Genomic DNA, 21,399 nt, shown 5'->3' with positions numbered 1-21,399 from the left:
CCATGCGCCGTCGGCTGTCTCCGTACGAACGCGTCGTCTGGGCGGCGGGCGAACGCCTCCCGGTCAACATCGCCGCCGTGGCCCGGGTGACCGGCCGGACGACCGCCGCGCGCGTGCGCGAGGCCGTCGCCTTCGCGCGGGAGCGGCACCCGCTGCTCGGCGTGCGCGTGGCGGACCCCGGGTGGTGGCAGGCACGGCTGACGACCGTGGGCGCGGAGGACCCGCCGGTGCGTGTGGTGCGGGCCACGGGGAACGGGGGGCCCGGCGACTGGTCCCGCGTGGTGGAGGAGGAGCTCCAGCGCCCGTTCGACACGTCCACCGGGCCGCTGGCGCGCTTCGTGCTGGTGGACGCCGGTGAGGCGTTCGACCTGGTCGCCGTCTTCCACCACCTCGTCGCCGACGCGGTCTCCGCCGGCGTGGTCGTGCGCGACCTGCTCACCCGGCTGGCCGCCGCCCCGGTCGCCGGCACCGACCCCGTCCTGGCCCCGCCCGCCGACCAGCTCGTCCCCGGCCCGCGGACCAGGCCCGCCGACCTGCTGAGGACCGCCCGCGCGCTGGGCGGGCCCGTGCCCGTGCCGCGCCCGCGCGGCGGGCCGCTGGTGTTCCACCCGTGGACACTGGACCGGGAGGAGACCGCGCTGCTGCTCAAGCGGTGCCGGTCCGAGGGCACGACGCTGCAGTCCGCGCTGTGCGCCGCCTTCGCGCGGGCGGCGACCCCGGGCCGCCCCGCCCGCATCGCGGTGGCCGCGGACCTGCGCCGGGTGCTCGACCCGCCGCCCGGCGAGGCGGTCGGCCTGTACGCGGCCAGCTTCGTGATCTCCGCGGACGGCGGGGACGACCTGTGGACGGCGGCCAGGGAGGCCCGCACCGACATCCACGCCCGGCTCACCCCGGACGCGCTGCGGCCCCTCGTCCGCGTGTTCCGGCTGACCTCCGCCGTCCCGCACCGCACGATCGGCGCGCTGCTGCGCCGCGGCGAGGAGCGCGGGCCCCGCTTCGACGTCTCCGTCAGCAACGCCAGGCTGCCCATCCCCGAGGAGTACGGGCCGCTGCGGCTGTACGCGGTGCACGGCGCCGCGCACACGAGCCTGTCCGGTGCCCCGCTCGTCATCGTCATCGGCTTCGGCGGGCGGCTGTTCTGCAGCGTGACGTCCACCGACGGGGAGGCCTCGGCGGACCTGTGCCGGCGGGCCATGGGGCATCTGGCGAACGGGGGGGACGGGGTCTGAAGCACCGGCACGGGTACCGGGCGCCCTCAGCGGGTATCCGTCACTCGTGGCACGCACCGTCGGGGTCGAGGAAGAACTCCTCCTGGTGGACGCGCGGACCGCAGAGCCGCGGGCCGTCGCCGACGCCGTGCTGGACGGGGGCGGGCCGTGGGCCCGCGAACTGGTGGTGGAACTCCAGCAGCAGCAGCTCGAACTCAACACGTCACCGTGCGTGACGCTGGACCAGCTGCGGGGCGAACTGCGCACGTGGCGCCGCCGGGCGGCACGGCTCGCCGCCGGCCAGGGCGTGGACATCGCCGCGCTCGGCACCTCGCCCCTGCCGGTCTCCCCGAGCCTGACCCCGCAGGGGCGCTACCGCAGGATGGCGCAGAGCTTCGGCCTCACCCTCCAGGAGACGCTGACCTGCGGCTGCCACGTCCACGTGGGCGTCGACTCGGACGAGGAAGGCGTCGCGGTCGTCGACCGCATCCGGCCCTGGCTGCCGCCGCTGCTGGCCCTGAGCGCGAACTCGCCGCTGTGGCAGGGCACCGACACGGGCTACTCCAGCTACCGCTACCAGGTCTTCGGCCGCTGGCCGACGGCCGGCCCGACCGCGGGCTTCGGGTCGGCCGAGGAGTACCACCGGGCGGTGTCCCGGCTGCTGGCCACCGGCATCCTGCTCGACCAGGGCATGGTCTACTTCGACGTCCGGCTGTCGGCGAAGTTCCCGACGGTGGAGGTCCGGATCTGCGACGTGTGCGCGGACTACCAGGACTCCGTGGTGCTGGCCGCGCTGGTGCGGGGCCTGGTGGAAACCGCGGCCCGCGAATGGGCGGACGGCCGCCCGGCCCCCGACCCCGGCCTCGACGTGCTCCGCCTGGCGTCCTGGCGGGCCAGCCGCTCGGGCCTCGACGGCGCCCTGCTCCACCCCCTCACGCACCGCCCCGCCGGCGCGCACGACGTGGTCGAGGCCCTGGTCTCCCACGTCGAGGGCGCGCTGAAGGACTCCGGCGACCTGTACGCCGTCCGCGCCGGTGTCGACCGGCTCACGACCCAGGGCACCGGCGCCCGCCGGCAACGCGAGACCTACGCGCGCGGCGGCCCGACCGCGGTCGTCCGCGAGGCCGTCACCCGCACCCGCGCCTGAGCAGGCGCCTCACGGCGTCCCCCTGGCGGCCAAGGCCCACGAGCGGCGACTTGCTCACGCCCCGGGGCAACACAAACGCCGCACACTGGGCGGCCCGACCGCAGTCACCCACCTGGGCACGGACAGCGCCGCCGACATCGACACACTCCCCCAGGCACCCCGGCAAGCCGGCCCCACGAGGCCCGACAGCACACGGGCGTCGCCCGGCCCACGACCCAAGGCACCGGCGCCCGCCGCCAACGCGCGACCTATGCGCGCGGCGGCCCGAACGCAGTCGCCCGCGAGGCCGTCACCCGCACCCGCGCCAGAGCAGGCGCCTCACCGGGCCCGACCGTCGGCGTGCTCCGCCGGCGAGCCGGCCCCACGGCACCCGACGCGGCACGAGCATCGACCGGCTCACGCCCCAGGGAACAAACGCACGTCAGGGCGGCCCGAACGCAGTAGCCCGCACCGGCGCCGGACCCACACACCACGCGGCCCCGGCCGCCCGACACCGGCATCGACGCCCTCCCCGTGCATCCCGGCAAGCCCAACCCCACGAGGCCCGACAACACACGGGCGGCGACTTGCCCACCGCCCAAGGCACAGATGCCTGTCGGCAACACCGGCCCTGCCCCGCGGCAAACCAGCGGCGATCGCCCGCGAGGCCGTCACCCGCACCCGCGCCAGAGCAGGCGCCTCACCGGGCCCGACCGTCGGCGTGCTCCGCCGGCGAGCCAGCCCCACGGCACCCGACGCGGCACGCGCATCGACCGGTTCACACCCCAGGGAACAAACGCACGTCAGGGCGGCCCGAAGGCAGTCGCCCGTACCCGCGCCCAACCCCACGAGGCCCGATAGCACACGGGCGGCGACTTGCCCACCGCCCAAGGCACAGATGCCTGTCGGCAACACCGGCCCTGCCCCGCGGCAGCCCAGCAGCGGTCGCCCGCACCCGCGCCTGACCACACACCACGCGGCCCCCGAATGCACCGACAGCCACCTGACCCCGGTCCCGGAGTCCCCGTCGGATCGACCCGGACCGCCACCACCGGCGTCGTCGCGCCGAGTTCCGCCGCCGGACGCCGCACGAAGGCCGGCCGGGACACCTCGGCCTCCCTCCCGGGCCACGCCCAGTGACGCCGCCGGCGTCCCGGCGGGCCAACCCGCGAGCACACACGGCATGATCGGGGCCCTGGTCTCCCAGGTCGAGGGCGCCTTGAAGGGCTCGGGCGACGTCCCGGAGCCCACCCCCTACGCGAGGCAACCCCGTCGGGGGCATCCGCACCTCGGCCCGGCCACGCACCTCGCGGAACCCGATCGTCGACGTGCTACCCGCTGACATCCCGGCGGGACAGCCCCGACGACGCACGGGCGCCGACGGCTCACGCCCCAGGGAGCGGGCGCACGTCGGCAACAAAGCCCGTGCACGTGGCGGCAGTCGACCCCGGGCGTGATCGACCGGTCACCGCGTGCATGCGCGGAGCGGTATCGTCCCGGGGACGTGTGTGACGCCCACGCACATGCGGCGGACACGGGGGACGGTGCATGAGCGACGCACGCGCGGCGGTGGACCGGATGCTGACGCGCTTCGGGGTGTCCGCGCCGCCGCGCACCGACCGTATCGTCGCCGGTGCCGGGACGACCCCGGGCAGCCTGCTGCGGGCGGCCGGAGAACTGCTGCGCGCAGCCTGGGGCGGTGAGCGCCGGGCCGCGGCCGCCGCCGCGCTCGCGCTGACCGTCCTGGCGCTGGACACCGCGCCCCGGGACCACCCGCAGCGCGCACGGCTGGTGCTCCATCTGCAGCTGGCCCAGCGCACCTTGGCGATGTACGGGGACCTCCGGACGGCCGCGGAGGTGCGCCACCACCTTGCCGCGCAGGCCCAGCACCGCGCGCCCGACGACCTCGTGTCGGTCGCCGCCCGCTTTCCGGGCAGTCCGGCGCAGCGGCCGTTCGCTCCGGCGGACCCGATCGAGCCGCGGGTGGACGCGCTGCTCGCGACGCTGCCGGCGGACGACCTCAGCCGCCCGGGGCTGCTGGCCGGGCTCGCGCACGCGGCGCTGATCCGGTACGAGTGCGGCGCCACCGACGAGTTGCCCGCGCTGTGGCCGCGGGCCCGTGCCGCGTTCGAGGCGGCGCCGCCGGAGCATGTGGACGCCCCCGACGTGGGCCGGGTTACGGTGCTGGCGGGCGTCGCGTGGGCGCGGGTCCATCCCCGGGACCGGGACGCCGTGGACGTCGCCGTCCGGGGCGGGCGGCTGGCGCTGTCCGCGATGCGGGGGCAGGCGGCCGCGGGCGGTGTGCGCGACCGGCACGAGGTCCGGACCGTGCACATGGCCCTGGCCGTCGCCCTGATGTGCGCCCTGCCGTGGGCGCCGGAACGGGCGACCGTCGACGAGGCCATGGAGCATCTGGAGGCCTACCGCGCCGAGGGCCTGCCGGACGACAATGCGGCCTACGAGATCAACATGGCCTCGCTGCTGGCCGGCCGCGCCGTCGTGGCCTGGGACGCGGCCGACGCAGAGGAGGCCGGGCGGATGCTCGGGGAGGTCCTGCGGCGGCTGCCGCCGGGGCACCCGCTGCTGCCGCACGTCGCGGACAAGGCGGCCCGGACGGGCCAACTGCACTCCGCGATCCGGCTGTTCCCCCGCGCGGTGGGCTCGATGGCGGCGAAGTTCCTCCCGATGACGATGCCGGTGGCGCCCGCGCTGCCGCCGGTACAGGTGTGGACGCCTCTACCGCCGCCCGGCTCGCGCACCGACGGCCCACAGCCCGCGCCGCACACCGCGCCGCCGGACCCGCCCAAGGCCCGGCCCGAGCCCGGACCGGCCGCGGACCCGCCCTTCGCGTTCCCCGTGCCGCCCGAATTCGCGCCCCTGGCGGAGGCGCTGGCGAAAGGCCAAGGAGCCGGGACGGCCCTCGACCCGGCCTTCGTCGCCGACGCCGAGCGGAGGCTGCGGGGGGTCGTGGACGAGGCGGCGCCCGGCAGCCCCGAACGCGCCATGGCCGCGGGCGCGCTGATGGCCGCCATCGGCCTGCGCTACACGATGGACCGGGACCCCTCCGTCATCGGCGAGGCCGCGGCCCTCGGGGACCGCGTCCTGGCCGAGCTGCCGTACGGGTCCCGCGCCCACACCGACCTCGTCCTGGCCGCCGCGCCCTGGCAGCACCTGCGTGCCCTGATCTCGATGGACGCGGCCGCGCTGCGCGTCTGCTGCGAGGACCTGCGCGCCGCGCTCGACCTGCTGCCCGAGGACGGCCCGGCCCGCCTCGCCGGCGAGGTCGAGTACGCCAACGCGCTGACCAACCTCGCGGGCCTGACGCAGAATCCCGCCCAGGCCGCCGAGGCGCGGCGGCTGATCGCACGGGCCGACCGGCGGATCCGGGAGACCCCGGGCCTGGGGGACCTGCTGGGCGGCGTGGTGACGTCCTACAGCCAGTGGGCGGACTTCACCGACGCGATCGTGCGCGGCGACACCGAACAGGCACGGGCGGCGGAGGCCGGGCTCGTGGAGGTGTTCGGCGGCGAAGTGCCGGCGGTGCGCTTCGAGTCGGCGCGGATCGCGATGGGCGACGCGCTGGAGCGCCACGCCTGGGGCGACGCCGCCGACGCGGCGGAACGCGCCCTGGAAGTGCTGCCCCTGATGGCCTCGCGCGCGCTGGACCGGGACGACCGCAGGACCCTGCTCGACCGGGCGCTGCTGGGCGGCCGCTACCCGGTCGCCCACCTGGGCACGGACGGCGCCGCCGACCCGGCCGCCGCGGGACGCCCGGACCCGCTGACCGGCACCAGCCTCAGCCGCACGGGCTGCGCGGCGGCCATCGCCGCCGGGCGCCCCGCGCAGGGGCTCGCCCTGCTGGAACAGGGCCGTGCGGTCCTGATGAACCAGGACCTGGAGGGCCGCGCCGACCTCGGCGCCCTCGCCGCCGCGCACCCGACGCTGGCCGCCGAGTTCCGCACGCTGGCGGCGCGGCTGCGGCGGGCCGAGGCGCCCGACGGGACGGGCACGGCCGACGCGGCGGACACCGGGATCCCGGGATACCTGGAACGGCACATCGCGGCGGCCGAGTGGGAGGCACTGCTCATGCGGGTGCGCACCCGCCCGGGTTTCGAGCGTTTCCTGCTGCCGCCGACCGAGGAGGAGATGCGGGCCGTCGCCGCCGAGGGCCCGGTCGTCGTGGTCAATGTCGACCGGTTGCGCTGCGACGCGCTCGTCGTCACACCGGAGCGGATCAGCGCCGTACCGCTCCGTGACATGACGGAAGGTCAGCTCGCGCTGCGCGCGCAGAAGTTCCTGGCGGCGGTGAACCTGGGCCATGGCGCGTCCCGCGAGGAGCAGGAACGCGCGCGCGAGACCGTCCTGGACACCCTCGCGTGGCTCTGGCACACGACCGCCGAGCCGGTGCTGCGCGCGCTCGGTCTCACGCGGCCGCTGCCGCCGGACGCGCCCGCGGCGGACCTGCCGCGGCTGTGGTGGTCCGCCTCCGGCCCGCTCGCGTATCTGCCCCTGCACGCGGCCGGGTTGCAGCGCAAGCACGAACTCGCGGAGCGCCGCAGCGTCCTCGACCGCGTCGCGTCCTCCTACACCCCCACGCTGCGCGCCCTGCTGCACGCCCGCCGGGCCCCTTCGGGCCGTACGGGAGGCCGGCTGCTCGCGGTCGGCCGGCCGACCGGGCGGGGAGGTTCGGCGGGCGCCTCCGGTCACGAGATCGCCGCGATCTCCGACGCCCTGGGCGGCGTACGGGCCCTGCAGGGCGAGGCCGCGACGCCCGGACGGGTGCTGGAGGCACTGCGCACCGCGCGCTGGGTGCACTTCGCCTGCCACGGCGTCAGCGACGCGGCCGACCCCTCCGCCAGCCACCTCGCGCTGCACGACGGGACGCTCAGCGTCGGCGACGTCTCCCGGCAGGAGCTGCGCTACGCCGAGCTCGCGGTGCTCCTGGCCTGCCACACCGCCCACTCCGGCCCGCTGCCCGACGAGGCGGTCCACCTGGCCTCCGCCTTCCAGGTCGCGGGATACCCCCAGGTCGTCGGCGCCCTCTGGGAGGCCGCCGACACCGCTTCCGCCGTGCTGGCCGGCCGGCTCTACGCCGCGCTGCGGGCGCCCGCCCCGGGTGCGGTCGCCTCCCTCGACACCGGCCGCGCGCTCAGCCATGTCACCCGTGCGCTGCGCACCCGGTACGCGCGCTCGCCCGAGGCCTGGGCCGGCTTCGTCCACATCGGCCGGTGAGGCCCGAACCGGCACACGTAACGCGCCCTCACCGCCGGCGGCGCAGCAGCAGGTCGAGTTCCTCCCAGGTCGCCGGTGGCACCGGTCCCGGCGGTACGGGGAGGCCGGCCGCGCGGGCGACGGACCGCATGCGGAGGTCGACGAGCGCGTCGGCCAGGTCGGCGAGAACGAAGAGGCGCTCGCTCCCGGCCCGCCACGCCGCGGCCATGACGACCGCTCCGGCGATCAGGGCAGGCCACCACAAAGTCGCCGCCGCGAGCAGGACGTAGAGCTGGCCCCAGGCGAACAGCCGGGCCGCCGCGTCGAAGGAGGCGGCGGCCGCACGGATCTCCGCGCGGTCCGGCTCGGGCGCGGCCAGCCACAGCCTCGGCCACAGCACCACGAAGGGCACGCCGTAGTACTCCCCTACCCGGTGCTCCAGGGCGTGGATGCGGTCCCCCATGCGGGTCGGCCGGGCGGGCGGCACCACGGAGATGCCGTCCCGGCGGGCCTCCGCCGCGTGGGCGGCGGCAAGTTCGGCCGGGTCGCCGCCGGCCTCGTAGCGCCGGATGTGCTCCGCGACCCGCTCGTCGGCACGGGCACGCCGGGCACGCCGCCGGCGGACCAGGCGCTCGCCGGTGCCGCCCGGCCACGGCCCGAGCCACAGCAGCCGGACACCGTGCGCGAGCAGTTGCACGACGAGCCCGGGGACGACGGCGAGCAGCAGCAGGGCGACCAGCACGAGGAGGACCCCGGCCGCGCCGTGGCGGTCGGTCCAGCCGGCCAGGCGTTCCACCTCCCGCAGCAGCCGCGCGGCGTCGAACGGCCGCCCGGCGCCCAGCACATGGGCGGTCCAGGCGGTGCCGAGGAAAAGAATGCCGGGCAGGGCGAGCAGGGCGACCCAGCGCTCGGCGAGCTTGCCGCCGATCGCGTCCAGCAGGCCGGACACCGCTAGTACCGCACGCGTCGGAGTTCGGCGCCCCAGACCGCGCAGCGCGGCGCGGAGACGGACGCCGTGGGGTCCTCGCTGCGCGAGCACGTCCCGCGCGGGCAGCGGTAGCGGACGATGCCGCCGCCCCCGCCGGCGAGCCCCGGCACGGTGACGTACGACCCGCTGTCGCCGCGCCGGCCGTCCAGGCGGACGCCGAGCCGGTCGGCCAGGTCGCCCACGACGACAGTGTCGCCGCGGCCCTCGCGGACGGCCTCCGCCACCGCCTCGACCTCGGCCGCCTCGTCGGGGTCGGCGAGCGCGGTGCGCCGCAGCTCCGGCAGCGCCTCACAGAACGTCATCACTGTGGCCTCGTCCACCGGCCCAGGGTACTGATCTGCGATCATTGCCGTATGGCGTTCACCGAAGAGCTCGCGCGGGCCGTGCTCGCGGCGGACGGGCACCACGAGGCGAAGCTGATCGCGCTCGGCGAGAACGCGGTCTTCGAGCTCGCGGGCGGCGCCGCCGTCGCGAAGGTCGGCCGCGGCCCCGAACTGCTGGAGCGGGCCGCCCGCGAACTGCGGACGGCGACCTGGCTCGCCGTCCACGGGGTGCCCGCGGTGCGCGCGGCGGACCCGGAGGCCCGGCTCGTGGACGGCCACCCGGTGACGTACTGGGAGCGGCTGCCGGACAGCGTGCGCCCCGCGGAGCCCGCCGATCTGGCCGCACTGCTGCGGCTCGTGCACGCCCTGCCGGAACCGGACTTCGCCCTGCCCCGCCGCGATCTGCTGGACGGGGTGGAGCGCTGGCTGCGCCTCGCGGGCACGGCGATCGACCCGGCCGACGCCGCATATCTGCGCGAGCGGCGCGACGGGTTCGCCGCCGCGGCCGCCGCCCTGACGCCGCACATCGCGCCGGGCCCGATCCACGGCGACGCGCTGCCCCGCAACATCCACGTCGGCCCGCGGGGGCCGGTGCTGGTCGACCTGGAGACCGTCTCCAGCGATCTGCGCGAGCACGACCTGGTCGTCATGGCGCTCAGCCGGGACCGCTACGGCCTCGACCCCGCGGCCTACGACACCTTCACCGCCGCCTACGGCTGGGACGTCCGCTCCTGGGAGGGCTGCGCCGTGCTCCGCGGCGCCCGGGAGACCGCCAGCTGCGCCTGGGTCGCCCAGCACGCGCCCGGCAACCCGGCGGCTCTCGCCGAGTTCGAGCGCCGCGTCGCGTCCCTGCGCGACGACGACCCGACGGTGCGCTGGCACGCCTTCTAGCCGACGCCGGGCACCCGGCCTGTCACCCGTCGTCAGACGGGCTCGCGCAGCGGCCAGCGGGTGTCGATCTCCACCTCGGGTGCACCGCCCTGGCGGACCAGCCAGCGCTGGTAGCCCTCGGCCCAGTCGGCGTACCAGCCGATCTGGGACCGGTGCAGTTCGCGCAGGCCGCTCGCGGCCCGCGGATAGCGCTCGGCGATGGCGCAGGCGACCCGGACGGCGGCCAGCGCGTCCGCGCTCGCCTCGTGCGCGTCGTCGAGGGTGACGCCGTACTCGCGGCAGGCGGCCTCCAGATTCCGCTTGCCCTTGCGGTAGCGGTCGAGCGTGCGGTCCATGACGAGCGGGTCGACGACGGGGCCGACCTCGCCGCCCAGCCGCTCCTCCAGGGACGGCAGCTGATGCCTGCGCAGCTCCGCCGCCAGCAGACTGAGGTCGAAGGGCGCGTTGTAGACGACGACGGGCACGCCGGCCGCCCAGTGGGCGACCAGGGCGTCGGCGATCTCGTCCACCGCCTCGGCCGCCGGCCGGCCCTGCGCGGCCGCGTGCTCGCTGCTGATGCCGTGGACGGCGGTGGCCTCGGCGGGAATGGGGACGCCGGGGTCGACGAGCCAGCCCAGGTGACGTATCGGCTCGCCGTTCCTGACCTCGGTGACGGCCGCCGTGACGATCCTCGATCCGAGCGGATCCGTGCCCGTGGTCTCCAGGTCGAAGCCGACCAGCAGTTCCCGGTGCCATCCCATGGCCATTGGCGTACGTCCTTCCCGCGGTTCCCCCGTGTGCTGTGCCATCATCCCGTGCGCCACTGACAGTCCCGCCGCCGGGCGTCGGGGGGCGGGCCTCAGGAGACCGGCCGGGAGTCCCCCCACACGCCCTCGAACTCCTCGCGGTAGATGCCGAAGAGTCCCTGTTCCGCCTCGGCCGCCGCGCCGTCCTTGGTCTGCACGAGGTCGCGGGGGCCCCCGCGCAGGATGATCACCGGGGATTCCATGCCCCGGGCCTTGCGCAGGTACGACTGGACCACCGCGACGCCGTTCGCGGTGTCGCCGTCCACCAGGTAGGCGGTGAAGCGGGGGGTCTCGTCGAAGACCCGGATCTCGAAGGCGCCGGGGTCGCGCAGCCGGGCCCGGACCCGGCGCATGTGCATGATGTTCATCTCGACGGATCGGCTCAGCTCACCCCGGCCGAGGCCGAGTTCGCGCTCGCGCCGGCGGACCGCGCTGCTGGCCGGGTTCAGGAAGAGCAGCCGCATGCGGCAGCCGGACTCCGCCAGCCGCACCAGCCGCTTGCCGGAGTAGTTCTGCACGAGCAGGTTCAGGCCGATGCCGACGGCGTCCAGCCGCCGGGCGGCGCCGAACAGGTCCTCGGCCGGCAGCTGGCGCTGGAGGCGGACCCGGTCCGGGTAGACCCCGACGACATCGGCGTAGCGGTCGGCGACCAGCTCCTCGACGGCGTCCACGGGCAGTCGGTCGGCGGACGGGTAGCCGGGGCCGGAGCCGAGTACGTCGAGCAGCCGGGCGGCGGCCCGTTCGGCCTGGTCCAGGACGGTCCGGGACAGCGCGCGGTTGCGCGAGACGACGTGCCGGGCCACCTCCAGCTCGTCCAGGGCGAGTTCGAGTTCCCGGCGGTCGTCGAGATAGGGCTCGAAGCACGGCCAGTGCTGGACGACCAGCTCGCGCAGTTGCGGCAGGGTCAGGAAGCTGAGGATGTTGTCGTCGGCAGGGTCGAGCAGAAAGCCCTTGCGGCGGCTGACCTCGCGCACGGCGGCGGCGCGCTGGACCCATTCGTGGCCGGCGGGGCCCGCGGCGGCGACCACCCACTCCTCGCCGTGGACGGGCTCGTAGATGGGGCGCAGGATCGCGTTCACCACGGCCCGGAGCCGCTGCTCGACCAGATTCAGCCACACATAGGCGCGCCCGGCGCGGCGGGCGCGGGTGCGCACCTCGGCCCACTCGTCGGCGCCCCAGTCCAGTTCCGCTCCGATCTCCAGCGGCAGCGCCAGGGACGCGGTTCCGGTGCCGTTCCCCTCGCCGATGCCGCCCTGGTCCCCCTGATCACCACCACCAGGGAGCACCAGACCTCCCGACATCACGACTGCACCCGCCTTCCCGCCCCCGTACACGATCAAGGAAGGGTACTGCGGGGCGGGGGGCGGTGCAGCCGTAACGACGCTACTTCACCACATGCTTACTCGCTTCAGCGGCCAATGCCCCTAGCGCGCCTGGCCGTTGTGACCGGTGAGGTCGTCCGGCGTGAGCGGGCTCATGGCGGTGACGTCCCGGGGGACGAGCTGGAAGCCCTGCCAGTGGATCGGCATGGGCGTCTGGTCCTCGTCGCGCGGGATGTGGTGGAAGCCGACGTTGACCCACATCACCGGGTGCGTGAGGGTCTCGCCGTTCGTCCACGTGTCCACCGACGTGCCCCGGCCGTTGCAGGCCGGGTCGCTGTTGCCGCTGGCGAGTTGCTCACAGGCGCGGTACTGGGTGACGTACACGTCCTTGGAGGTGTAGGGGTGCGCGTCGTAGTGGTCGGAGTGCTGCTGGACCAGTTCCCAGGAGCGCGGGTGCGCGTCGGCGTTCCTGCCGGCCGTGGAGACCACGCGCCACCAGCGGCGCAGCGCCGAGGTGGCGGCGAGTTCCTTGGCGACCGGGGTCCTGGTGGTCCTCAGGACGGCGGAGCCGCTGCCGCGGCCGGCCTTCTTGGTGTCGTACTGCTCGACCTTGGAGCGGGTCGAGCCGTCGGGGGCGAAGTCCAGCCGCCAGAAGACGGAGTGGTAGTGGCTGGTGGCGTGGTCGTGGCCGCCCTTGCCGATGGGCCAGCCGGTGCCCTCGCCGCTGTAGTCCGAGGGGGACAGGTCGCCGGTGGCGCCGACCTTGGCGGTGACGGTGCCGTCGTCGGAGAAGTTCCACTGGGTGACGTACTCGTACCAGCCGAGCTGCGAGACGGAGAACACCACCAGGTCGCTGCCCTGCTCGGTGTATTTCTTTGCGGTGCCCCGTTCGTCGAAGATGTCGCTGCGGTAGGCGTAGCCGCGCGGCGCGGTGGTGGTGCACAGCGCCTTGACGGTGCGTTCCTGCTGCGGGACGTACGCGGAAGCGATGGTGCCGCCGGGGCACTCCTCGGGGCCGATGTCGACCGCGGTGTTGCCGAAGCCGATGTCCGACAGGTCGTTGTACTCGGTGAGGCCGGAGTCGTAGGGCACGTTGACCTGGGCGAGTGCCGCGGAGTTCAGCACCGTGATCGGATGCGGTTCCCTGCGCGGCTGGTAGGCGATCTTCTCCAGGACCAGTCCCTTGGTGCCGCTGATACGCCAGCACATGGTCCAGGTGGTGCCGCCCGGCAGCTTCTTGGTGATGGCGGTGGCCGTGCCGCAGCCGGCGGCCGCCTGGGCGGCACGAGGGGCCGCCGCGGCGGCGGTGCCGGGTGCCGTCCCCGCGACGAGCGCGGGCAGGAGCAGGAGCGCCGAGGCCGTACCGAGGGCCCGGCGCACGTGGGAGGTGCGCATGGTTGCTGGGTCTCCGCTCTTAGTGGATCCGGCCGACGGTGCGGTCGCTCAGGTCGACGACGAACCTGGTCGTGTCGATCCACGGCCCGTCCTTCACCTGCGTGAACAGGCGTACGCACCGGTGCCGGCCGCACTTGCCCAAAGCGGCCGGTGCGGACTGCTCCGCGGTGTTGAAGGAGATGCCGCGCAGCCGCAGCTGGTCGGGCGTGGCGAGTGCGGTCCCCCGGGTCGCCGCCGCGAAGTCGGTCCGCAGTCCCGAGCCGAGCGGGTCCTTGATGAGCAGCGCGGCCGCCTCGGCGGTCTCGTCGGCCGAGGGAGGCGGCTGCATGCCGGAGGCGGTGTCGGTGTGCTCGACGGTGCCGGTGGTGAGGTCGACGGTCTTCTTCACGAGCCGGTCGTGCCCGTAGTCGTAGAACAGCACCTCGACCCGGCGGTCCTCGCCGGGCGGCGCGGCGCCGTCGCCCGCGTCCGCGCCCGCCGGGTCCGCGAGGTCGGTGTCGAGGTACTCGGGCCCTCGCCCGCCGTCGACGTCCTGAGCGCTGCGCAGACCGTCGCGCCCCAGGGCCATGGACTTCGCCCGGTCGACCTCGGCCTTGGTCAGGGGCCCTCGTCCGGTCTGCTGTCCGCCCTGGGGCGCCTGGATCTCCGTCACGCCGTCATGGGCGCCGCCGGTGCCTCCGCCGCCGTCGTCCTGCTGCCCGGGCCCCTGCGACGGGGCGGCGGAGCCGGCCGTCGTGGAGTGGCCCTCGCCCGCGGACGCGGAACGTGGCAGGGTCATGCCGACCATGACGGCGGTGGCGGCGACGGCGATGCCGGCGCCCCATAAGACGCGCCTGACGCCGCGTCCGGCCGCTCCCACTGTCCCCGTGGAGCGGCTTTCCCCCTGATCTGTCACGTAGGTCCCTCCTGTGTCGTACTGTCACCTGTTCAGATGACGCAAAGACGACCCAGGTTGCCCACAACGAGCGGATTCTTGCGGCAGGCAGGGGAATTGGAACACTCGTACCGGGGAAGATCTCGGCAATAGCGTGCCATCGCGGGTGCGGGTGCGTGACGATGCCCTTTCGGCACGTTGTGACCGGGGGTGCGGCCTACCGGCGCCCGGCAGTGAAGTGGAAGAGTCGACGACATGCAGGTCTGGCCGGGTCAGGCATACCCCCTCGGCGCCACGTACGACGGCGCCGGCACCAATTTCGCGGTCTTCTCGGAGGCGGCGGAGCGGATCGAGCTGTGTCTGCTGCACGACGACGGGTCGGAGACCGCCGTCGAGCTGCGTGAAGCCGACGCCTTCGTCCGCCACGCCTATGTGCCGGGCATCATGCCCGGGCAGCGCTACGGCTTCCGGGTCCACGGGCCCCACGAGCCGACCCAGGGCCACCGCTGCAACTCGGCCAAGCTGCTGCTGGACCCGTACGCGAAGGCGATAAGCGGCTCGATCGACTGGGACGAGGCGGTGTACGGCTACCGGTTCGGCCAGCCCGAGTCCCGCAACGACCTGGACTCGGCGCCGCACACGATGTCCTCCGTCGTGGTGAACCCGTACTTCGACTGGACCGACGACCGCAGCCCGCGCATCGACTACCACCGCACCGTCATCTACGAGGCCCATGTGCGCGGCCTGACGATGCTCCACCCCGAGCTGCCGGAGGAGATCCGCGGCACCTATGCGGCGCTCGCCCATCCGGCGGTCATCTCGCACCTGGTGGAGCTCGGCGTCACCACGCTGGAACTGATGCCGGTGCACCAGTTCGTCCACGACCACCGTCTGGTGGACGAGGGGCTGCACAATTACTGGGGCTACAACACGCTCGGCTTCTTCGCCCCGCACAATGCGTACTCCTCCATGGGCGACCGCGGGCAGCAGGTGCTGGAGTTCAAGACCGCGGTGCGGGCGCTGCACAAGGCGGGCATCGAGGTGATCCTCGACGTGGTCTACAACCACACCGCCGAGGGCAGCCACCTGGGACCCACCTTGTGCTTCCGGGGCATCGACAACGCCTCGTACTACCGGCTGGCCGACGACCCGCGCTACTACACGGACACCACGGGCACCGGGAACTCGCTGCTGATGCGCAGCCCCCACGTGCTCCAGCTGATCATGGACTCGCTGCGCTACTGGGTCACCGAGATGCACGTCGACGGCTTCCGCTTCGACCTCGCCGCGACCCTCGCCCGGCAGTTCCACGAGGTGGACCGGCTGTCGTCCTTCTTCGACCTGGTGCAGCAGGACCCGGTGGTCAGCCAGGTCAAGTTGATCGCCGAGCCGTGGGACGTCGGCGAGGGCGGCTACCAGGTGGGCAACTTCCCGCCGCTGTGGACCGAGTGGAACGGCAAATTCCGCGACACGGTGCGCGATCTGTGGCGCGGCGAGCCCGCCACGCTCGCCGAGTTCGGTTCCCGGCTGACCGGCTCGTCCGACCTCTACCAGGACGACGGCCGCCGCCCGCTCGCCTCCATCAACTTCGTGACCTGCCACGACGGCTTCACCCTGCGCGACCTGGTGTCGTACAACGAGAAGCACAACGAGGCCAACGGCGAGAGCAACCGGGACGGCGAGAGCCACAACCGCTCCTGGAACTGCGGCGCCGAGGGCGACACCGACGACGAGGGCGTGCTCGCGCTGCGCGAGCGCCAGATGCGCAATTTCATCGCCACCCTGATGCTCTCCCAGGGCGTTCCGATGATCTCCCACGGCGACGAGTTCGGCCGCAGCCAGCAGGGCAACAACAACGCCTACTGCCAGGACAACGAACTGGCCTGGGTGCCCTGGCCCAAGGAGGGCGACGTAACGACCGAGCGGCTGCACGAGTTCACCCGCCAGATGGTCTGGCTCCGCCGCGACCACCCGGTCTTCCGGCGCCGCCGCTTCTTCCACGGGCGGCCCATGGAGGGCACGCACGACGAGCTCTCGGACATCGCGTGGTTCACCCCTGAGGGTGAGGAGATGACCCAGGACGACTGGCAGGAAGCCCAGGCCAACGCCCTGGTGGTCTTCCTCAACGGCAGCGCGATCTCCGAACCGGGCGACCGCGGGGAGCGCATCGCCGACGACTCGTTCCTGCTGATGTGCAACGCCTGGCACGAACCGCTGGACTTCGTGGTGCCGGTCAACCACGGCAAGGAGTGGCAGGTCGTCGTGGACACCCAGCGGCCGGAGGGCGTGCCGGCGGGCAGCGGGCGCAAGGTGACCCAGGGCGACCGGCTGCGGCTGGCCGACCGGAGCATGGTGGTGCTGCAACGCCCGGCGTAACCGGCGTCCCGGTGTGATGGGCACACCGGTCGGCGGGGTAGGCAGAAAGCTATGACAGAAAGCGCCGCGACCCCGTCGACCGCTGTCGCCCCCGCCGTGCCGACGGCCACCTACCGGCTGCAGCTCCAGCCGGACTTCCCCTTCGCCGCCGCCGAGGCCGTCGTCCCCCATCTGGCCGCGCTCGGTGTCTCCCACCTCCACCTCTCCCCCGTGCTGCAGGCCGTGCCCGGCTCCACCCACGGCTACGACGTCGTGGACCACACCCAGGTGCGCGAGGAACTGGGCGGCGAGAAGGGTCTGCGGTCGCTGGCCCGCACCGCCCGGTCGCACGGCCTCGGCCTGGTGCTGGACGTCGTGCCCAACCACATGGCGGTGCCCGCGCCGGAGTACCTGGCCCGGCCGCTGTGGGAGGTGCTCCGGGAGGGCCCGGAGTCCCCGTACGCGCGCTGGTTCGACATCGACTGGGCCGCCCAGGGCGACCGGCTGCTGCTGCCCGTGCTCGGCGCGCCCCTGGAGGACGTGCTCGACGACCTGCGCGTCGAGCGGGACCGGGACGCCGGCGAGCGCGTCCTGCGCTACCACGACCACGCGTTCCCGCTGCGGGCCGGCAGCGAGGACCTGCCGCTGCGGCGCCTGCTGGACGCCCAGTGGTACCGGCTGGCGTGGTGGCGGCAGGCCCGCTCCGAGCTGAACTACCGTCGCTTCTTCACCATCTCCGAGCTCATCGCCGTCCGCGTCGAGGACCCCGAGGTCTTCGCCGCCACCCACGCGACCCTGCTGCGGCTGCTGGACGAGGGCGTGGCCGACGGCCTGCGCATCGACCACCCCGACGGACTCGCCGACCCGGCCGGCTATCTGCGGCGGCTCGCCGAGGCCTCCGCCGGCCGCTGGACGGTGGTGGAGAAGATCCTCACCGGCGACGAACGCCTCCCGGCCGGCTGGGCCTGCGCCGGCACCACCGGCTACGACGCCCTCGACCGCCTGGACGGCCTGTTCACCGACCCCGCCGGGGCCGAGGAGATCACCGGCTTCTACCGCACGTTCACCGGCGCCGCCGCCGACCGGGGCGGCCTGTGGGAGCCGACCGTGCGGGCCGCCGCGCACCGGATCGTCGTCCACGACCTGGCCGCCGAGGTGGACCGGCTGACCCGCGCCGCCGTCCGGGCCACCGGCGGCGACGAGCGGGTGCTGCGCGAGGCGCTCAGGGAGACCCTCGTACGGCTGCCGCGCTACCGTCCGTACGTCGTGCCCGGCGAGCCCGCACCCGAGGAGGACGTCGCGCTGCTGGAGGCCGCGGCCGAGGCCACCGGGCTGCCGGCCGCGGAGACGATCCGCGACCTGGCCCTCGGACGGTTCGGGAGCGGCGACGGGGACGGGGACGGGGCCGTCGCGGAGGACAGCGCCGGGAACGGCGGCGGCAGCGCGAACGGTGGCGAGGACGCGGCCGACTTCGCCGTGCGCTTCGCCCAGGTCTCCTCCGCGCTGCGCGCCAAGTCCGCCGAGGACACCGCCTTCTACCGCTACTACCCGCTGCTGTGCCTCAACGAGGTGGGCCGCGACCCCGCCCGCCCCGCCACCTCGCCCGAGGAGTTCCACGCCTTCTGCGAACGGCTGTGCTCCGACTGGCCGCTGACCGGCACCGTGCGCTCCACCCACGACACCAAGCGCGGCGCCGACGTCCGCGCCCGCCTGGCCGCCCTCACGGAGCTGCCCGGCACCTGGGAGCGGTGGCTGACGGAGACGTCGGAGCAGCTGCGCGCCTACCTGACCGGCCGCGGGGTGCCGCTGCCCGAACGGCACGTGGAGTACCAGGCGTGGCAGTACGCCGCGGTCTTCTGCGACCCGGCCGCGGCGGACCTGGTCGCCGCCACCATGCTCAAGTCCGAGCGGGAGGCGGGCCTGCGCACCGCGTGGACCGACCAGCGCCCGGAGTACGAGCAGGAGCTGACGGACTTCGTACGGGAGCTGGTCGGCGGCCCGTCCGCCTTCGCCACCGCGCGCATCGCGGACGAACTGGCGGCCCCGGAACGGGTCAACGCCCTCGGCGCGCACCTGGCGCACCTGACCATGCCCGGGGTGCCGGACGTGTACCAGGGCGACGAGGAACGGCAGCTGCTGCTGGTCGACCCGGCCAACCGCGCGCCCTACGACCCGGGCACGGCGGCCGGTCCGCCGAGCGGGAAGCGCCGCGTCACGGTCGCCGCGCTGCGGCTGCGCCGGGCCCGGCCCCAGTGGTTCACCGGCCCCGAGGCCGGCTACGAGCCGCTCTACGCACGGGGCGCGGCCGGCGCGCACTGCGTCGCCTTCGTCCGGGGCGGCAGGGCGCTGACGGTGGTCACCCGGCTCTCGCGGCGCCTGGCCGATGCCGGCGGCTGGCGCGGTACCGAACTGGTCCTGCCCGACGGGGTGTGGACCGAGGTGCTGACGGACCGCCGGTTCGAGGGCGTGCTGCCGCTGGAGTCGCTGCTGGACCGGCTGCCCGTGGGACTGCTGGTGCGCGACATCGACCACTGAGGACGGGAGTCCGCACGGGCCGGACTGTCGGACCCCGCGGTTAGCGTTCTGCCCATGGACGCATCGCAGACCCTGCTCGCCCGCATCGAGAACGACCCGGCCGTGGTCGCGTACCTGGCGTGGCCGGGCGACTTCGACCTCGGCCGGCGCACGCCGGTGGAGGAACTGACCCTGCCCTCGGGCGATCCGCTGCGGCCGATAGCCGGGGACGGCGCGGGAGGCACGTACTTCCTGGTGGGCAAGGAGGGCGCGGCCGGCCGGCCGGTGCTCTACGCGGACTCCGAGGGCCAGGCGGCGCTGGTGGGGGCGAGTCTGGAGGAGGCGGTCGAGCTGGTGGTCGTGTGCCCGCTGTGGCGGGACGCGGCGGCCGGTTTCCCGCTGCCCGGGCTGGAGGAGCAGCTCCGCGCCGACATGCCGGACTTCGACCGGGTACGGGCGGAGGTGGTCGCCGCCCTCGGGCTGACGCCGCCGCCCGCGGACGAGGTGGTGGCCCGCCTGCGGGCGACCGCCGCGCGCACCGTGCCGGACTTCCTGCCGTACGTGGACGACGAGGACCACGGGCCCTACGAGCTGCTGATCGAGGGGTAGGACCGCGGACGCCCGCCGTCCGTGCCGCTCCGTGCCGTCAGGCCGCGGCCAGGCGGAAGTGCATGGCGCCGAAGGTGACCCGGTCGCCGGGGCGGACGACGGTCGCGCCCATGACCCGGCGGCCGTTCACCCAGGTCCCGTTCATGGAGCCGAGGTCGCGCAGCACCCAGATCCCGTGCTCGTGGCGGAGTTCGGCGTGCATGCGGGACGCGGAGGAGTGGCTGAGGCGGAAGCCGCAGGACAGGTCGCGGCCTATGCGCAGCGGGACCGGCCCGGGCGCGGGGAAGAGCAGCGGCGGCAGCTTCTCGGCCTGCCAGGCGTCGCGGACGCGGACCTGCAGGGCGGAGACCTTCGCGACGCCGCGCTCCAGCCACCGGCCCAGCCGTGCCATCCGCCCCTCGGCGGCCGGGAGGTCGGCGACGAGGGCGTCCAGCTCGTCGGAGCGGCCGGTCGTGAGGGCGAGTTCCACCCGGTGCAGGAAGGTGTCGTGCGAGAGCCGGCCGTCCACGGCACCCCCGCGCAGCACCTCGATGACGCGCTCGCGCTCCGCCTCGGTGGGCCGTGGCGCGGGCGGCGCTGAATAGGTCGGGAACTCGTGGCTCACGTGCGTGATTGTCGGGCCGAACGCACCGGGGTGTCCAGAAGCCCGCCACCGACGCGCCGTTGACGGTCGCGCCGGCCGCCCGGCCCCGCGGATCCGGGCCCAAAATACGGTGGACGTCCGGGAGTCGGCGCGGTTACGGTGCTCGCACGCCCTGGACCGAGGAAGGAGGCGGAAGCCATGCACCTGTTCACCGCTCCGCGCTCCCGCCCCGTTGTCCGCAGGGCGATCTCCGTCTGACCGGGAGCGCTCCATTCTCCCGTGAGGACTGCTCCTTTCATGACTGATCTGGTGATCCGCCCGCTCGTCGCCGGCGAGACCCATCTGTTCCACTCCCTGGTGCCCGAGGACAACGGCCTGGTCGGCCGGTCCCTGCTGGGGCACACGTACGCCATGACCGACGAGGGCGGCGAGTACCGCCCCGACTGGACCTGGGTGGCCCTGCGCGGCGGCACGGTCGTCGCCCGCGCGGCCTGGTGGGGCGCCCCCACCGACGACAAGCCGGTGGCGCTGGACTGGTTCGACTTCACCGACGCCGACGCCGCCGTGCGGCTGCTGCGGGCGGCGCCGCTCAAGGCCGAGTTCGAACTGCTGCTGCCGCCGGGCTGGCGGGAGCGGCGGGAGGTCCGCGAGGCCGCCCAGAACCGCATCGACGCGGCGATCGTCTCCGGCATGGAGCCGCTCGTCGAGCGCTACCGCTACACCTGGACGCCCGAGTGCGGGATTCCCGCGCGCACCGGACGGCTGGAGTACCGGCCGGAGCCGGACGACGCCGTGATCCTGGACGTCCTCAAGCGCATCGGGGCCGGCAGCCTCGACGCGCACACCCGCCGCGCCGTCGAGCTGCACGGTGCCGACGCCGCGGCCCGCGAGGAGCTGGACGTCCTCAACTGGTTCCCGTCGCCGCGCGAATGGTGGCGGCTGGCGTGGACGCCCGAGGGCGAGCTCGTGGGCATCCAGGTGCCGGCGCGCAACCCGAACGCGTACTGCGTCGGATTCGTGGGGGTCCTGCCGGAGCAGCGCGGCCACGGCTACGCGTACGACCTGCTGGTGGAGTGCACGCACGACCTGGTCGGACACGGCGCGGAGCTGATCGCCGCCGCCACCGACCGGACCAATGCGCCGATGGCGGCGCACTTCGCCAAGGCGGGATATCCGGTCACCCAGGAGCGCGTCAACCTGGTGTGATCCCCCGGT

Annotated in this window: 15 protein-coding genes; 8 read left to right on the top strand and 7 right to left on the bottom strand. The window is 74.6% G+C overall.

All coding sequences use genetic code 11. The features are described from left to right. Positions 1 to 2: 2 nt before the first annotated feature. The 3 genes from ACIP9H_RS31495 to ACIP9H_RS31485 all read left to right on the top strand — a co-directional run bounded on the left by ACIP9H_RS31495 (position 3) and on the right by ACIP9H_RS31485 (position 7,566). On the top strand, positions 3 to 1,229 hold the full coding sequence (locus ACIP9H_RS31495) for a condensation domain-containing protein (RefSeq protein ID WP_401596201.1): 1,227 nt from the start codon (positions 3 to 5) through the stop codon (positions 1,227 to 1,229). A gap of 46 nt (positions 1,230 to 1,275) precedes the next feature. Beyond that, positions 1,276 to 2,355, top strand: coding sequence for a glutamate--cysteine ligase (locus ACIP9H_RS31490; RefSeq protein ID WP_401596198.1), 1,080 nt, complete (start codon positions 1,276 to 1,278; stop codon positions 2,353 to 2,355). Between the two features lie 1,527 nt (positions 2,356 to 3,882). Next, complete coding sequence (locus ACIP9H_RS31485) at positions 3,883 to 7,566, top strand: CHAT domain-containing protein (RefSeq protein ID WP_401962183.1); 3,684 nt, start codon at positions 3,883 to 3,885, stop codon at positions 7,564 to 7,566. Between the two features lie 28 nt (positions 7,567 to 7,594). Here ACIP9H_RS31485 and ACIP9H_RS31480 read toward each other — a convergent pair whose 3' ends face one another. Together ACIP9H_RS31480 and ACIP9H_RS31475 are read right to left on the bottom strand one after the other, a co-directional pair. Beyond that, complete coding sequence (locus tag ACIP9H_RS31480) at positions 7,595 to 8,494, bottom strand: hypothetical protein (RefSeq protein WP_401596194.1); 900 nt, start codon at positions 8,492 to 8,494, stop codon at positions 7,595 to 7,597. 2 nt (positions 8,495 to 8,496) lie between these two features. Next, entirely contained in the window at positions 8,497 to 8,853 is a 357-nt protein-coding gene (locus tag ACIP9H_RS31475; RefSeq protein WP_401596191.1) for a hypothetical protein, read from the bottom strand. A gap of 33 nt (positions 8,854 to 8,886) precedes the next feature. Between ACIP9H_RS31475 and ACIP9H_RS31470 the strand changes: the two genes are divergently transcribed. Then, complete coding sequence (locus ACIP9H_RS31470; RefSeq protein WP_401596188.1) at positions 8,887 to 9,747, top strand: phosphotransferase; 861 nt, start codon at positions 8,887 to 8,889, stop codon at positions 9,745 to 9,747. Positions 9,748 to 9,779: 32 nt separating this feature from the next. Here the strand turns inward: ACIP9H_RS31470 and ACIP9H_RS31465 are convergent, their stop codons facing one another. The 4 genes from ACIP9H_RS31465 to ACIP9H_RS31450 all read right to left on the bottom strand — a co-directional run bounded on the left by ACIP9H_RS31465 (position 9,780) and on the right by ACIP9H_RS31450 (position 14,027). Then, entirely contained in the window at positions 9,780 to 10,487 is a 708-nt protein-coding gene (locus tag ACIP9H_RS31465; RefSeq protein ID WP_401596185.1) for a 3'-5' exonuclease, read from the bottom strand. 98 nt (positions 10,488 to 10,585) lie between these two features. Continuing rightward, positions 10,586 to 11,833, bottom strand: a complete 1,248-nt coding sequence (locus tag ACIP9H_RS31460) for an SAV2148 family HEPN domain-containing protein (protein WP_401596183.1) — start codon at positions 11,831 to 11,833, stop codon at positions 10,586 to 10,588. A gap of 123 nt (positions 11,834 to 11,956) precedes the next feature. Further along, on the bottom strand, positions 11,957 to 13,249 hold the full coding sequence (locus ACIP9H_RS31455; RefSeq protein ID WP_401962178.1) for a copper amine oxidase: 1,293 nt from the start codon (positions 13,247 to 13,249) through the stop codon (positions 11,957 to 11,959). A gap of 19 nt (positions 13,250 to 13,268) precedes the next feature. Continuing rightward, on the bottom strand, positions 13,269 to 14,027 hold the full coding sequence (locus ACIP9H_RS31450; RefSeq protein WP_401596178.1) for a Tat pathway signal sequence domain protein: 759 nt from the start codon (positions 14,025 to 14,027) through the stop codon (positions 13,269 to 13,271). Between the two features lie 351 nt (positions 14,028 to 14,378). Here ACIP9H_RS31450 and glgX point away from each other — a divergent pair, with 351 nt between their 5' ends. Genes glgX through ACIP9H_RS31435 form a run of 3 tightly spaced genes read left to right on the top strand, consistent with a single transcriptional unit; the run spans position 14,379 to position 19,601 of the window. After that, positions 14,379 to 16,499: a glycogen debranching protein GlgX gene (glgX, locus tag ACIP9H_RS31445; protein WP_401596176.1), complete on the top strand. Its 2,121-nt coding sequence runs from the start codon at positions 14,379 to 14,381 to the stop codon at positions 16,497 to 16,499. Positions 16,500 to 16,550: 51 nt separating this feature from the next. Next, entirely contained in the window at positions 16,551 to 19,013 is a 2,463-nt protein-coding gene (gene treY, locus ACIP9H_RS31440; protein WP_401962175.1) for a malto-oligosyltrehalose synthase, read from the top strand. Between the two features lie 54 nt (positions 19,014 to 19,067). Then, positions 19,068 to 19,601, top strand: coding sequence for a hypothetical protein (locus ACIP9H_RS31435; RefSeq protein ID WP_401596170.1), 534 nt, complete (start codon positions 19,068 to 19,070; stop codon positions 19,599 to 19,601). Between the two features lie 37 nt (positions 19,602 to 19,638). Here the strand turns inward: ACIP9H_RS31435 and ACIP9H_RS31430 are convergent, their stop codons facing one another. Next, positions 19,639 to 20,205 (bottom strand): FHA domain-containing protein, encoded by a 567-nt coding sequence (locus ACIP9H_RS31430; RefSeq protein ID WP_401596168.1) that lies wholly within the window; start codon positions 20,203 to 20,205, stop codon positions 19,639 to 19,641. A 276-nt stretch (positions 20,206 to 20,481) separates the two neighbouring features. Here ACIP9H_RS31430 and ACIP9H_RS31425 point away from each other — a divergent pair, with 276 nt between their 5' ends. Next, complete coding sequence (locus ACIP9H_RS31425; RefSeq protein ID WP_401596166.1) at positions 20,482 to 21,390, top strand: GNAT family N-acetyltransferase; 909 nt, start codon at positions 20,482 to 20,484, stop codon at positions 21,388 to 21,390. Positions 21,391 to 21,399: the final 9 nt, after the last annotated feature.

The sequence above is a fragment of the Streptomyces sp. NPDC088732 genome (assembly GCF_044751205.1).
In the GTDB taxonomy this organism is placed as follows: Bacteria; Actinomycetota; Actinomycetes; order Streptomycetales; family Streptomycetaceae; genus Actinacidiphila.
This window is presented reverse-complemented; position numbering and strand designations above follow the sequence as displayed.

Coding starts and splice junctions, on each gene's coding strand:
- ACIP9H_RS31495 (WP_401596201.1), top strand. CDS start 3: ATGCGCCGTCGGCTGTCTCCGTACGAACGCGTCGTCTGGGCGGCGGGC.
- ACIP9H_RS31485 (WP_401962183.1), top strand. CDS start 3,883: ATGAGCGACGCACGCGCGGCGGTGGACCGGATGCTGACGCGCTTCGGG.
- ACIP9H_RS31470 (WP_401596188.1), top strand. CDS start 8,887: ATGGCGTTCACCGAAGAGCTCGCGCGGGCCGTGCTCGCGGCGGACGGG.
- ACIP9H_RS31465 (WP_401596185.1), bottom strand. CDS start 10,487: ATGGGATGGCACCGGGAACTGCTGGTCGGCTTCGACCTGGAGACCACG.
- ACIP9H_RS31460 (WP_401596183.1), bottom strand. CDS start 11,833: ATGTCGGGAGGTCTGGTGCTCCCTGGTGGTGGTGATCAGGGGGACCAG.
- ACIP9H_RS31455 (WP_401962178.1), bottom strand. CDS start 13,249: ATGCGCACCTCCCACGTGCGCCGGGCCCTCGGTACGGCCTCGGCGCTC.
- ACIP9H_RS31450 (WP_401596178.1), bottom strand. CDS start 14,027: ATGACCCTGCCACGTTCCGCGTCCGCGGGCGAGGGCCACTCCACGACG.
- glgX (WP_401596176.1), top strand. CDS start 14,379: ATGCAGGTCTGGCCGGGTCAGGCATACCCCCTCGGCGCCACGTACGAC.
- treY (WP_401962175.1), top strand. CDS start 16,551: ATGACAGAAAGCGCCGCGACCCCGTCGACCGCTGTCGCCCCCGCCGTG.
- ACIP9H_RS31435 (WP_401596170.1), top strand. CDS start 19,068: ATGGACGCATCGCAGACCCTGCTCGCCCGCATCGAGAACGACCCGGCC.
- ACIP9H_RS31425 (WP_401596166.1), top strand. CDS start 20,482: ATGACTGATCTGGTGATCCGCCCGCTCGTCGCCGGCGAGACCCATCTG.